This is a genomic window from Actinoallomurus sp. NPDC050550 (genome assembly GCF_040655075.1).
GTDB lineage: Bacteria > Actinomycetota > Actinomycetes > Streptosporangiales > Streptosporangiaceae > Actinoallomurus.
Window position 1 is genome coordinate 96308 of sequence record NZ_JBFAJC010000030.1, and the last position, 12346, is coordinate 108653.

Annotated in this window: 12 protein-coding genes; 10 read left to right on the forward strand and 2 right to left on the reverse strand. The window is 71.4% G+C overall.

All coding sequences use genetic code 11. The features are described from left to right. Positions 1-169: 169 nt before the first annotated feature. On the reverse strand, positions 170-1078 hold the full coding sequence (locus AB0I04_RS33770) for a LysR family transcriptional regulator (protein ID WP_360893788.1): 909 nt from the start codon (positions 1076-1078) through the stop codon (positions 170-172). 234 nt (positions 1079-1312) lie between these two features. Here AB0I04_RS33770 and AB0I04_RS33775 point away from each other — a divergent pair, with 234 nt between their 5' ends. Beyond that, positions 1313-2191, forward strand: a complete 879-nt coding sequence (locus AB0I04_RS33775) for an aspartate/glutamate racemase family protein (RefSeq protein ID WP_360893791.1) — start codon at positions 1313-1315, stop codon at positions 2189-2191. A 29-nt stretch (positions 2192-2220) separates the two neighbouring features. Here the strand turns inward: AB0I04_RS33775 and AB0I04_RS33780 are convergent, their stop codons facing one another. Beyond that, on the reverse strand, positions 2221-3735 hold the full coding sequence (locus AB0I04_RS33780; RefSeq protein ID WP_360893794.1) for a PucR family transcriptional regulator ligand-binding domain-containing protein: 1515 nt from the start codon (positions 3733-3735) through the stop codon (positions 2221-2223). Positions 3736-3928: 193 nt separating this feature from the next. On the opposite strand from AB0I04_RS33780, the gene uraD reads away from it, so the two are divergent. The 9 genes from uraD to allB are packed head-to-tail and all read left to right on the forward strand — an operon-like array spanning position 3929 to position 12343. Further along, positions 3929-4441: a 2-oxo-4-hydroxy-4-carboxy-5-ureidoimidazoline decarboxylase gene (uraD, locus tag AB0I04_RS33785; RefSeq protein ID WP_360893797.1), complete on the forward strand. Its 513-nt coding sequence runs from the start codon at positions 3929-3931 to the stop codon at positions 4439-4441. Position 4442: 1 nt separating this feature from the next. Then, on the forward strand, positions 4443-4754 hold the full coding sequence (uraH, locus tag AB0I04_RS33790) for a hydroxyisourate hydrolase (protein ID WP_360893800.1): 312 nt from the start codon (positions 4443-4445) through the stop codon (positions 4752-4754). Between the two features lie 2 nt (positions 4755-4756). Beyond that, the gene (pucL, locus tag AB0I04_RS33795; protein ID WP_360893803.1) at positions 4757-5638 is read left to right on the forward strand and encodes a factor-independent urate hydroxylase; all 882 of its coding nucleotides are present in this window, start codon (positions 4757-4759) and stop codon (positions 5636-5638) included. A 2-nt stretch (positions 5639-5640) separates the two neighbouring features. Beyond that, positions 5641-6510, forward strand: coding sequence for a xanthine dehydrogenase family protein subunit M (locus AB0I04_RS33800; RefSeq protein ID WP_360893806.1), 870 nt, complete (start codon positions 5641-5643; stop codon positions 6508-6510). Next, positions 6501-6974, forward strand: coding sequence for a (2Fe-2S)-binding protein (locus AB0I04_RS33805; RefSeq protein WP_360893808.1), 474 nt, complete (start codon positions 6501-6503; stop codon positions 6972-6974). Before AB0I04_RS33800 ends, AB0I04_RS33805 begins: the two co-directional genes overlap by 10 nt. Beyond that, on the forward strand, positions 6971-8332 hold the full coding sequence (locus AB0I04_RS33810) for an 8-oxoguanine deaminase (protein WP_360893811.1): 1362 nt from the start codon (positions 6971-6973) through the stop codon (positions 8330-8332). The genes AB0I04_RS33805 and AB0I04_RS33810 overlap by 4 nt, the downstream gene beginning before the upstream one ends. After that, the gene (locus tag AB0I04_RS33815) at positions 8329-10638 is read left to right on the forward strand and encodes a molybdopterin cofactor-binding domain-containing protein (protein WP_360893814.1); all 2310 of its coding nucleotides are present in this window, start codon (positions 8329-8331) and stop codon (positions 10636-10638) included. The genes AB0I04_RS33810 and AB0I04_RS33815 overlap by 4 nt, the downstream gene beginning before the upstream one ends. After that, positions 10629-11012, forward strand: coding sequence for a gamma-glutamylcyclotransferase (locus AB0I04_RS33820; protein ID WP_360893817.1), 384 nt, complete (start codon positions 10629-10631; stop codon positions 11010-11012). The genes AB0I04_RS33815 and AB0I04_RS33820 overlap by 10 nt, the downstream gene beginning before the upstream one ends. After that, the gene (gene allB, locus AB0I04_RS33825) at positions 11009-12343 is read left to right on the forward strand and encodes an allantoinase AllB (protein ID WP_360893820.1); all 1335 of its coding nucleotides are present in this window, start codon (positions 11009-11011) and stop codon (positions 12341-12343) included. The genes AB0I04_RS33820 and allB overlap by 4 nt, the downstream gene beginning before the upstream one ends. Positions 12344-12346: the final 3 nt, after the last annotated feature.

Sequence of the window (12346 nt, forward strand, 5' to 3'; positions counted from 1 at the left end):
CAGCAGCCGGAGCCCCGCCGCAGCCGACTGCCCTCTTGTCGACAATCGAATGTCGACACGATCCGGATATGAGAACAGCTTGACGATCATTTGGCAAGTAGCACAGCGGTTACCGAGCGGAATCTCCCACCAATGCGCCCACGCAACGGACGCGCGCGCCGATGGGCGCTCACTCGCACCCGGCCACGCGACGCAGCGCGCGGACGAGCGCTGCGATCGCCGGGTCGCCGCCGCTACCCGACCGCACGGCCACCGACACGGTGCGGCTCAGACGCAGGTCGGTGACCGGCTGCAGACGCACCTCGGCGGCCAGCTGTTCCGCCGCGAGACGAGGGATCAGTGACACCCCGACTCCGGCCTGCACGAGCGCCATGATCACCCGGTAGTCGTCACTGATGTAGTCCAGCTGAGGATCGAACCCCGCGGCGTTACAGGCCCGCACCAGCACGGCCCGCAGCGCGCTGTCGCTGCCCGGCGCGATCCAGCGCTCCTGGCTGAGCCCTTCGAGGCTGCCGGAACCACCGTCCCCCATCTGGGTGGCGCGTCTCGGCGGCAGGGCAAGCAGCAGGGGCTCGTGCAGTAGTGGCTGCAGCTCGATACCGGCGTCATGCAGCCGTGGCAGGACGTTGTACTCGTACACCAGTGCGACGTCGATTCGGCGGGCCCGGAGGCCCGCCACGCTCTGCTCGGGTTCCTCTTCGCCGAGCAGGACGCGCAGATCCGGATAGGTCGTCTGGCACTCGGCGATGGCCGGCGCGGCGAGCACGCCCGCCGCGCTCGGGAAGGCGACCAACCCCACCGTCCCCCGCACGTTGTGGTCGAGCGCCGCCACCTCCGCGCGCGCCTGTTCCAGCTCGGCCAGGACGCGCTCGGTATGCGCGACGAGTATGCGGGCCGCCTCGGTCAGTACCAGGCGTCTGCCATCCCGGATGAGGAGCGGGGTGCGCACCTCCCGCTCCAGCAACGACAACTGCTGCGACACGGCCGACGGAGACAGCGCGCAGGCCTCGGCCACCGCTGCGATCGTCCCGTGCGCGGCCAACTCCCAAAGCAGCCTGAGCCGACGCACCTCGAACATGTAGGGATGCTAATGCCAGACCTTGGAAAATCTTGCTGGTGCGACGACGGGCCGCATCGCAGACTGATCCCGTGACACCCGAGCTCTTACCGGCGGCTCACCCTGCTGGCCTCGTGTTTCTCGCTTCGACCACTTCCGGCCGTACGCCTTGCCGTGCGCCCTGACGGTAGAAGATTGTCGACAGTCAGCAACATTTGATCTCGCCCTGCACCCTTCGCCCCTAAGGGGGTCCTCTTGCAGCTCACCTTTCTCGGCGGTCCGATCCCGCAGCGCGGCATCGGCATCGTCGCGCCGTTCGACTTCGCGCTCGACCGCGAGCTGTGGCGATGGGTACCGGACGACACGTCGCTGTATCTGACGCGCACGCCGTTCGTCCCGGTCGAGGTCAGCCTCGACATGGCGCGGATCGTCAGCGAGCACGAGACGCTGCGTGAGGCCGTCCGCGCGCTCCACGCGGTGCGGCCCGAGGTGGTCGCCTACGCGTGCACCTCCGGCAGCTTCGTCGGCGGGACGGCGGGCGAACGGGCGATGTCCGCGGCGATGAGCGAGGCCGCGGAGCTACCCGCGGTGACCACCTCGGGCGCGCTCCTCGAAGCGCTGGCGGAGATCGGTGCGCGCAATATCGCGATCGTCACCCCGTACACCAAATCGGTGACCGACTCACTGGAGGACTTTCTCGGCGAGGCAGGCGTCGCGGTGACCGGGCGGGCTTACCTCGGCCTGACCCGGGAGATATGGAAGGTCCCGTATCGCGACGTCACGGAGATGGCTCGCCAGGCGATGGTCGGCGCCGCCGACGCGCTGTTCATCAGCTGCACGAATCTCCCCACCTACGACGTGATCCCGCACCTGGAGGCCGAGTTGCAACGTCCGGTGCTCTCCGCCAACCAGGTGACGATGTGGGCCGCACTCCGGCGCATGAACGTATCGGCGGTCGGGCCGGATCAGACGCTGATCGACCCGGCCGCCCGCCTCGGGATCGGCCCTGTGACGCAGCTGCCCACCGGCCAGACGTTCCCCGAGGTCGCGCTGGCAGGCCAGGCCCTCGGCGACGGGGAGATGCTCGAGGCTCTGGACCCGCCTCCCCCACCCGATGACCCGCTCCTCAACTGAGCACATCCACGACCGCGGCCTGCTTCCGTTCAGCGGAGGCGGAGGGCCAGGAAAAGGTCGACACGGTCTTCGAGACAGGCGAGGTCACGGCCGGTGAGTTCCTCGATGCGCTGGATGCGGTACCGCACCGAGTTGACGTGGAGGTGCATCTGGTCGGCGCATCTGGTCCAGGAGCCGGAGACCTGAAGGAAGACCTCCAGCGTGCGGATCAGGTCGGTGCGGTGCGCCTCGTCGTAGGCGCGCAGCGGTCCGAGCACGCGATCCCTGAACATGGTCCGCGCGTCGTCGGGAACATTCGCCAGCAGCAGGGCGTGGGTGGCGAGTTCGCCGGGGCCGACGACCCGGACCGGGTCGGTGCCGTCCGCAGCCAGCGAGCGGGCGTGGCGAGCCTCCTTGACGGCGCCGCGCAGTCCCTCTGCGGTGGTGGCCTTGGAAACACCCACCGCCAGGCCGCCGTCGGTGAGCCCGGGGGCCAGGACCAGGAGCGCCTGCCGGATCTCTCCGGCGAGGTCGGGCCCGGCGGCCGGGACGAGCGCGACCGCCTCGTCATCGACGAGTCCCACGGCGGACCCGATGGGAAGGATCTCGCGGAGCAGGCGGCAGAGCTCGTCCGGGCGCGGTGCGCGCTCGGCGCTCGCGGCCACGGCGATGACGGCGGCGGGGTCGAGCCCGGCCAGTTCCAGGCGGGGAAGGATCTCGGTGGTGGCGGCATCGGCCACGACGAGACGTACGAGTTCCTGGGCCAGACGGCTCCCGGCGCTCAGGCGATCGTCCGAGCGGGCCCGCTCGATGGCCACGATCGCGGTCAGCTCGGAGATCAGGGCCTGGCGTTCGGCGGACCACTCGGTCCAGTCACCCTCGCAGACGAGGAGCCAATCGGCGACGCGTGACGTGGTGTCCCCGGCGACGGGAAGGATCGAGAGATCCCGGCCCGGGAGCGGGACCGGCAGGCGAGGGGCGGTGAGGAAGGCGCGGACCAGATCGGCGGGTGAAAAGGCGTCGGGCAGGTCGTGGGAGCCGGCGACCAGTCGGCCGGGAGGTGCCAGCACCCAGCAGCGCATGCCCAGGTCACGGCCGATGAGATCGAGAAGAGGACCGAGGCCGGAGCCCTCGGTGACGCCCTCGACCAGGCGGCGGTGACGGCCGAGCACGGCGGTCAGGTCGGCGGCGCGGGCGGTGGACAGACGTCGCATGACCTGCTCGGTCACGCTGGCGAAGGCGACGTCCTCCGGCACCCGGAACAGCGGCAGGCCGCGACGGCGGCAGGTATCGATCAGGTCGGCGGGAATGGTGTGGAACTGGGCGTCCCCGGCCGCCAGCGCGGAGACCCGGGCCTTGGTGAGGGCCCGCACGAAGATCTCGGTGTCGCTGGGACGGACCCGCCACACGAGGCCGGACAGGACCAGCTCACCGCCGCTCAGGTAGCGGCCGGGGTCCTTCAGGTCGGTGGTGACCACCCAGCGGATCGTCCGGTCGAGCTCACCGTGTCCGGTGACGAGTTCCAGCCGCAGATCGGGGATGGCCAGGAGACTCCGCAGCCGCATGAAGGCTCCCTTCGTCGATCGTCTCCGGTCAGTGGACACCGGGCGGTGTCGCGGCGGAACGGCCGAGTTTGGAGGAACCTACGGAACACCGCAGAGGCCGGCGGTCACTGTTCGGAGGTCCTGCGTCTCGACCTACCCCATCCGGCCTATGTGTACTTGCCGGAAATGGGCGAACGGGTGAGGAGGCGCGGTGGTGGCACGGTCCGATCAAGGGAGGCCGGATGAGTCTACGCGAGCGCCGTCCGAAGCGGAGCTGCTGGCCTGCTGCGCCTCCCGCCGATGGGCCCGCGCGGTCGCGGCGGGGCACCACGGCGATCTGGCCGCCCTGCGGGCCGCCTCGGCCCGCGCCCTGGCCGGGCTGGGCTGGGACGACGTCCTCGAGGCGCTGGCCGCCCATCCCCGGATCGGGGACCGGCCGGGCGGAGCCGGGCGCGAGGCCCGATGGTCCCGCGGTGAGCAGTCCGGGATGGATGCGGCCGCCGCGGAGATCCGGCGAGCGATGGCCGAGAGTAACCTTGCGTACGAGGAACGTTTCGGCCATGTCTTCCTGATCTGCGCCACCGGGCGGAGCGCCGCCGAGCTGCTCGCCGAGCTGCAGGCCCGACTGGACCACGACGTCGAGACCGAGCGCCGCGTCGTCCGCACCGAGCTGGCCAAGATCGTCGATCTTCGTCTCGCCAGGCTCGTCACGGAAGGAGCCCGCTGAGATGTCCCTGTCCACTCACGTCCTGGACGCCGCGGTCGGACGGCCCGCCGAGGGCGTGCCCGTACGGCTGGAGAGCCGCGCGGCCGACGGATCCTGGAAGCCGGTGGCCGCAGGCCGTACCGACGCCGACGGGCGGTTCGGGGACTGGCCCGCCCCCGGCGCGGGCGTCCACCGGCTGATCTTCGAGACGGAGCGGATCTCCGCCTTCTATCCCGAGGTCGCGGTCGCCTTCACGATCAGCGAGCCCGAGCGGCACCACCACATTCCCCTGCTGCTCAGCCCGTTCGCCTACTCCACCTACCGGGGGAGCTAGCCGTGCTGCTCGGTCCGAACAGGTACGGCAAGGCCGAAACGCGGGTCGTTCGGGTCACGAGGGACGGCGGCGTCCACCACATCAAGGACTGCAACGTCAGCGTCTCCCTCTCGGGGGACATGGACGCGGCCCACCTGAACGGCGACAACGCGGCGGTCCTGCCGACCGACAGCCAGAAGAACACGATCTTCGCCTTCGCCAGAAAATACGGCATCACCGAAATCGAGGAGTTCGCGCTGCTACTGGCGCGGCACTTCGTCGACTCGCAGCCGACCGTCCACCACGCGCGGGTCGAGGTCGAGGAGTACTTCTGGGACCGGATCCGGGCGGAGGAGGCGACGGACCAGGGGCAGCACTCCTTCGTCCGGTCCGGCCGCGAGATCCGCACCTGCGTCGTGCACCACGACGGGCCGTCGCGCCAGGCCACGATCGTGTCCGGGCTGAAGGGACTGACCGTCCTCAACTCCACCGGCTCGGAGTTCCACGGCTTCATCGAGGACGAGTACACCACCCTCCAGCCGACCCACGACCGGGTCCTGGCCACCGAGGTCAGCGCCGCGTGGCGGCATCGGGCCGAGCACGACGCCTTCGGCACGTCGTACGAGCGGGCGCGCCGGGCCATGCTCGACGCGTTCGCCGGGACCCACAGCCTCTCGCTTCAGCAGACGCTGTACGCGATGGGATGCCGGGTCCTGAACGCCCGCGAGGAGATCTGCGAGATCCGCCTCGCGATGCCGAACAAGCACCATTTCACGGTCGATCTGGAGCCCTTCGGCCTGGACAACCCGCAAGAGGTGTTCTTCGCGGCCGACCGCCCGTACGGCCTGATCGAAGGCGCCGTCCTCGCCGACGACGCACCCGACGCCGGATTCGCCTGGGAGTGAGCATGGACTTCCTGCGCCCCACGAGCTGGGAGGAGGCGCTCGCCGCCAAGGCCGAGCGCCCGGAGGCCCTGCCCATCCAGGGCGGCACCGACGTGATGGTCGAGCTGAACTTCGGCGTGCACCGTCCCGCGGCGCTTCTCGACCTCGGCCCGGTCGGCGAGCTCGCGACCTGGGAGACGCTGCGCGACGGGTCCGTGCGCGTCGGAGCCGGCGTTTCGTACGCCCGGCTGATCACCGAGCTGGCCGACCGGCTGCCCGGTCTCGCGCAGGCCGCCCGTACGGTCGGTTCGCCGCAGATCCGCAACCGCGGCACGGTCGGCGGCAACCTCGGCGCGGCGTCTCCGGCCGGCGACGCGCATCCGCCGCTGCTGGCGGCGGACGCGGTGTACGAGGTCGAATCGGCGGCCCGGGGCGTCCGGACGATTCCGGCAACCGAGTTCTACCTGGGCGTCAAGCGTAACGCGCTGCGGCCCGACGAACTGATCCGCGCGTTCCGGCTGCCGCCGGTGGCGGGCCCGCAGTACTTCTCCAAGATCGGCACCCGCAACGCGATGGTGATCGCGGTCTGCTCGTTCTCCATCGCGCTCTTCCCGGGCGAGCGGCGCGTCGGCACCGGAGTCGGCTCCGCCGCTCCGACCCCGCTCCGCGCGTACGCGGCGGAGGAGTTCCTGGCCGGTGAGGCGGACTGGGACGGCGACCTGGACGAGGCGGTCGCCGAGCGCTTCGGCGAGTTGGTCGGCGCGGCGGCGAACCCGATCGACGACGTGCGCGGCACGGCCGAATACCGCCGGCACGCGCTGGGCGTCATGGCGCGCCGGACCCTGACCTGGGCGTGGCACGACCACCGGAAGGGAGCCCTGGAGTGCGCGTGAGATTCAGCGTCAACGACCGGGAACAGGTCGCCGACGACGTGTGGGAGGGCGAGAGCCTTCTGTTCGTGCTCCGCGAGCGCCTGGGCCTGCCCGGCGCCAAGAACGCCTGTGAGCAGGGCGAGTGCGGCTCCTGCACGGTCTACCTCGATGGTGTTCCGGTCTGTGCGTGCCTCGTCGCCGCGGGGCAGGCGCAGGGCCGGGAGGTGCGGACCGTGGAGGGCCTGGCCTCGGCCGACGGGCTCACGCCCGTCCAGCGGGCGTTCGTGGAGTGCGGAGCCGTGCAGTGCGGCTTCTGCACCCCGGGCCTGCTCGTTCAGGCCGACGACCTGATCACGCGGGTGCCCGACCCTTCCGACGCGGAGATCCGCGAGGCGCTCGCCGGCAACCTGTGCCGCTGTACGGGCTACGAGAAGATCCTGGACGCCGTACGCCGTGCGGCCGAGCTGAAGGCCGCCGACCGATGACCGTCATCATCGAGGGCGCCTACCTCGCGCCGGTCGTCGGCGCCGAGATCCCCGACGGCCATCTGGTGATCGAAGGCGACCGGATCACCGCGATCGGAGCCGGCCCGGCGCCGATCGTCGCCGGCGCGGACCGGGCGGAGCGGATCGACGCCCGGGGCTGCTTGGTCACCCCGGGGCTGGTCAACACCCACCATCACCTCTACCAGTGGGCCTCTCAGGGTCTGGCCAAGGACGACACGCTGTTCGACTGGCTGGTGACGCTCTATCCGATCTGGGCGCGGATGGACGCCGAGGTGGTGAGCGGAGCGGCCGCCGCCGGGCTCGGCTGGCTGGCCAGGTCGGGCGCCACGACCACCACCGACCACCATTACATCTTCCCCAAGGGGCGCGGCGACCTGTTCGCCGCTGAGATCGACGCCGCCCGGCGCATCGGCGTCCGCTTCCATCCCTGCCGGGGCTCGATGGACCGCGGTCGATCGGACGGCGGACTGCCGCCGGACGAGGTGGTGGAGAGTCTCGACGACATCCTCGAGGCCACCGCCGCCGCGATCGACGCCTACCACGACGACTCGTTCTCCTCCATGCTGCGGATCGCGGTGGCCCCCTGCTCTCCGTTCTCCGTCAGCAAGGACCTGCTGGTCGAGTCGGCCGGCCTGGCGCGGGCCAAGGGTGTACGGCTGCACACCCACCTCGCCGAGACCCTCGACGAGGAGGAGTACTGCCGCGAGCAGCTGAACCGCACTCCGGTGGAGTACATGGAGCAGGTCGGCTGGCTCGGCGACGACGTGTGGTTCGCGCACACCGTCCACCTGAGCGACTTCGACATCGCCACGATGGCGGACACGGGCACCGGTACGGCACACTGCCCCAGTTCCAACGCGCGGCTGGGCGCCGGCATCGCCCGTGTCCGCGACCTGCTCGGCGCCGGCGTCCCGGTCGGCCTGGGAGTGGACGGCGCGGCGTCGGCCGAGATGGTCCCCATGGTCGGCGAGCTCCGGCAGGCCGTGTACCTCCAGCGGGCCCGGTACGGCCCGAGCGCGCTGACCGCCCGGCAGGCCCTGGAACTCGGCACTCTCGGCGGCGCCCGGCTCCTCGGCAGGCAGAACGAGATCGGCTCCCTGGAGGTCGGCAAGCTCGCCGACGTCGCCGTCTGGCGGGTGGACGGCTTCCACGCGGCGGTCTGCGACCCGATGGTCGCGCTCGTCCACGGCCAGTCCCCGCCGCTGGCCAGGCTGCTGGTGGGCGGCCGGACGGTGGTGGCCGACGACGTGCTCGTCTCCGCGCCGCAGCAAGAGATCGCCGAGGCGGGCGCCGCCGCGGGCCGCCGCCTGATGGAACTGGCGAAGGAGGTCCTGTGACGACGATTCCGGCACGCGGGGAGAAGGACGTCGTCGCCCCCGGCCGCGGCGGGGTGGGCGAGAGCGTGCTCCGGCCCGACGGCACGCTCAAGGTCACGGGCGAGTTCGCCTACGCCTCCGACCTGTGGATCGACGGGATGCTGTTCGGCGTAACGCTGCGCAGCCCGCACGCTCGCGCCAGGATCCGATCGATCGACATCGGCCCCGCGCTCGCGGTGCCCGGCGTCGAGGCGGTCCTCACACACGAGGACGTGCCCGGGCGCAAAATGTACGGGCTGGAGCACTCCGACCAGCCCGTGCTCGCCATCGGCGAGGTCCGCCACCAGGGCGAGCCGATCGCGGTCGTCGCCGCCGACCACCCCGAGACGGCCCGGCACGCGACGGAGCAGATCAGGATCGAGTGGGAGGTCCTGGAACCGATCACCGACGCCCGCGCCGTCATCGCCGACCCGGACCGGCTCAAAGTCCAGAACCGCGGCGGCATCGCCCGCCACCAGCCGGTCCGGGTGGGAGACGTGGCCTCCGCCCGTGCGCGGGCGGAGGTCGTCGTGTCCGGTGACTTCTCCGTCGGCATCCAGGACCAGGCGTTCCTCGGGCCGGAGTCCGGCCTGGCGGTGCCGGGTGAGGACGGCGGGATCGACCTGTTCGTCGCCACCCAGTGGCTGCACAACGACCTCCGGCAGATCGCGCCCTGCCTCGGTCTGCCCGACGAGAAGGTCCGGATGACGGTGGCCGGCGTCGGCGGCGCGTTCGGGGGCCGCGAGGACCTGTCGATGCAGATCCACGCCGGCATGCTGGCGCTGCACACCGGCCGGCCAGTCAAAATCGTCTACAACCGTTACGAATCGTTCTTCGGCCACGTGCACCGGCACCCCGCGCTGATGCGCTACGAGTACGGCGCGACCCGCGACGGCAGGATCCTCTACGTCGCCGCCGAGATCGTCCTCGACGGCGGCGCCTACACCTCCTCCACGCTCGCGGTGGTGGCGAACGCGGCCTCCCTCGGCGTCGGACCGTACGAGATCCCCAATCTCGAGATCGACGCGTACGGCGTCTACACGAACAACCCCCCGTGCGGCGCGATGCGGGGTTTCGGCGCGGTGCAGGCCTGCTTCGCCTATGAGTCGATGATGGACCGGCTGGGCGAGGCCTGCGGCGTCGGGCCGGTGGAGATCCGCCGGATCAACGCCGCCGGCCAGGGGTCCAAGCTGGCCACCGGCCAGGTCATCGACTCGCCCGCCCCGCTGAAGGAGATGCTCACCCGGCTGGAGGCCATGCCACTGCCCGCGCCGTCGGGCACCACCGACCTGCGTGACCTGCCGGGCGGCGTCTCGCAGACCACCCACGGCGAGGGCGTGGCCCGCGGTATCGGCTACGGCGTGGGCATCAAGAACATCTGTTTCTCCGAGGGCTTCGACGACTACTCGACCGCCCGGGTGCGGCTGGAGGTCGTCGGCGGCGAGGCGACGGCGGTGGTGCACACCGCCGCCGCCGAGGTCGGCCAGGGCCTGGTCACGCTGCAGGAGCAGATCGCCCGTACCGAGCTGGGCGTCGACCGGGTGACCGTGCGGCCCGCCGACGACCGGATCGGCGACGCCGGCTCCTCCTCCGCCTCGCGCCAGTCCTACATGACCGGTGGGGCGGTGAAGGCGGCCTGCGAGGCGGTCCGCGCGGTCGTCCTCGCGCTGGCCCGGGAACACCTCGGTACGGCCCTCGGCGATCTGTCGCTCATCGGCGGAAAGGTCGTGTCGGCGTCGGCGGGTGCGCTGGCCGAGATCGCCGACGTCCTCGGTGATCGGGTCGTCGAGCAGACCCGCGAATACCACCACCGGCCCACCGTCGCCATGGACCCCGTCACCGGACAGGGCGACACCCATGTCCAGCTCGCGCTCTGCGTGCACCGCGCCGTGGTCGACGTCGACGTGGAGCTCGGCCTGGTCAAGGTGGTGGAGCTGGCCGCCGTCCAGGACGTCGGAAAGATCATGAATCGGCTCTCGCTGGAAGGCCAGATCCATGGCGGCTCCGCGCAGGGCCTCGGTCTGGCGCTGATGGAGGAGATCGTCGTCCAGGACGGCCTCGTCCGGAACCCGTCCTTCACCGACTACCTCATCCCCACGATCCTCGACATGCCGCCCATGCGGCTGGACATCCTCGAGAGTCCCGACCCGGCCGCCCCGTACGGACTGCGAGGCGCGGGAGAACCGCCCACGCTCTCCTCCACGCCTGCCATCGTCGCGGCCGTCCGCGACGCCACCGGAAGCGCGCTCACCCAGGTGCCGATCCGACCGGAGCACATATGCCGCTGATGTTCCTCAACGGCGGGGCGATGCGCGGCGGGCCGCTGCATCACCTCCTGGACGGCGCGCCGCTGGCCGCCGCGACCACGACCGCACCCCGATACCGCTTCTACTCGGTCGCCGACCGGTTCCCCGCCCTTCTTCCGGTCGCGCACGGCGGGGCCCGCATCGCGGGCGAGGTCTACGACGTGCCGATGGACGTGCTGCGCGACCGTCTGCTGCCGGCCGAGCCGCCCGAGCTGGAACTGGGCGTGATCGAGTTGGTCGACGGCACGTCGTCCCTGGCCATGGTTCTCCGCCGCCCGCCGACGTCCTTCCCCGAACTGTTCGACATCACCGAACACGGCGACTGGTCCGCCTACCGGAGAACGAGGTCCCCATGAGCCCGGACTCCGTCTTCGAGCTGGTCGTGCGCTCGCGCCGCACGCTGCTGCCCGAAGGAGAGCGGCCCGCGGCCGTGGCCGTTCGGGACGGCAGGATCGCCGCGATCGGCGACCACGACGACGCTCCCCCTGCCGGTACCCGGGTGGACCTCGGCGACATCGCGCTGCTCCCGGGACTCGTCGACACGCACGTCCACGTCAACGAGCCGGGCCGTACGGAGTGGGAGGGCTTCGCCACGGCGACCCGCGCCGCCGCGGCCGGCGGAGTGACCACCATCGTGGACATGCCGCTCAACTCGCTTCCACCCGTGACCACCGCCACGGCGCTGACCGCCAAGAAGGAGGCGGCGTCCGGCCAGTGCTACGTGGACGTCGGCTTCTGGGGTGGCGCGGTCCCCGGCAACACGCGGGAGCTGCGGGCCCTGCACCACGGCGGGGTCTTCGGCTTCAAGTGCTTCACCGCCGACTCCGGCGTGCCGGAGTTCCCTCCGCTGTCGTACGACGAGATGGAGAAGGCGTTCACCGAGATCGGGGCCTTCCAGGGCCTGGTCATCGTGCACGCCGAGGACCCGGGCGCACTGACGGCACCGGCCGACGGCGGTTATGACGCCTTCTTGGCCGCGCGGCCGCCGAGCGCGGAGCACAAGGCCGTCGAGCAGGTGATCCGGCTGGCCGAGACGACGGGGGTACGGGCGCACATCCTGCACCTGTCGGCCGCCGACTGCCTCGAGCCGCTGGCCCGGGCACGGGCTCGAGGCGTGCGGATCACCGTCGAGACCTGCCCGCACTACCTGACCCTGTCGGCCGCCGAAATCCGGCCGGAAGCCACCCACTTCAAGTGCTGCCCGCCGATCCGCGACGCCGCCAACCGGGACGGGCTCTGGCAGGGCCTCGCCGCCGGAGTGGTCGACTGCGTCGTGACGGACCACTCGCCCTGCCCGCCCGAACTCAAGCGCGGCGGGTTCGACAACGCCTGGGGCGGAATCTCCTCCCTTCAGCTCGGCCTGCCCGCCGTCTGGACCGAGGCGCGCCGCCGCGGTCACGACCTCGCGGACGTGGTGCGGTGGATGTCGGCCGCGCCGGCGGCGCTGGCGGGCGTCCCGGGCAAGGGCGCCATCGCGGTCGGCAACGACGCCGACCTCGTGGCCTTCGCCACGGACGAGACGTTCACCGTCGACCCGGCGGCGCTACGGACCCGTCACCACGTCACGCCCTACGCGGGCCGCGAGCTCACCGGCGTCGTGCGGGCCACCTGGCTGCGCGGCGAGGTCGTGGGCGACACGCCTCGCGGGCGCCTCCTGCGGAGACCCTCCGCAGTTGCGGAGAGTTGATCG

Coding starts and splice junctions, on each gene's coding strand:
- AB0I04_RS33770 (WP_360893788.1), bottom strand. CDS start 1,078: ATGTTCGAGGTGCGTCGGCTCAGGCTGCTTTGGGAGTTGGCCGCGCAC.
- AB0I04_RS33780 (WP_360893794.1), bottom strand. CDS start 3,735: ATGCGGCTGCGGAGTCTCCTGGCCATCCCCGATCTGCGGCTGGAACTC.
- uraH (WP_360893800.1), top strand. CDS start 4,443: ATGTCCCTGTCCACTCACGTCCTGGACGCCGCGGTCGGACGGCCCGCC.
- AB0I04_RS33800 (WP_360893806.1), top strand. CDS start 5,641: ATGGACTTCCTGCGCCCCACGAGCTGGGAGGAGGCGCTCGCCGCCAAG.
- AB0I04_RS33810 (WP_360893811.1), top strand. CDS start 6,971: ATGACCGTCATCATCGAGGGCGCCTACCTCGCGCCGGTCGTCGGCGCC.
- AB0I04_RS33820 (WP_360893817.1), top strand. CDS start 10,629: ATGCCGCTGATGTTCCTCAACGGCGGGGCGATGCGCGGCGGGCCGCTG.
- allB (WP_360893820.1), top strand. CDS start 11,009: ATGAGCCCGGACTCCGTCTTCGAGCTGGTCGTGCGCTCGCGCCGCACG.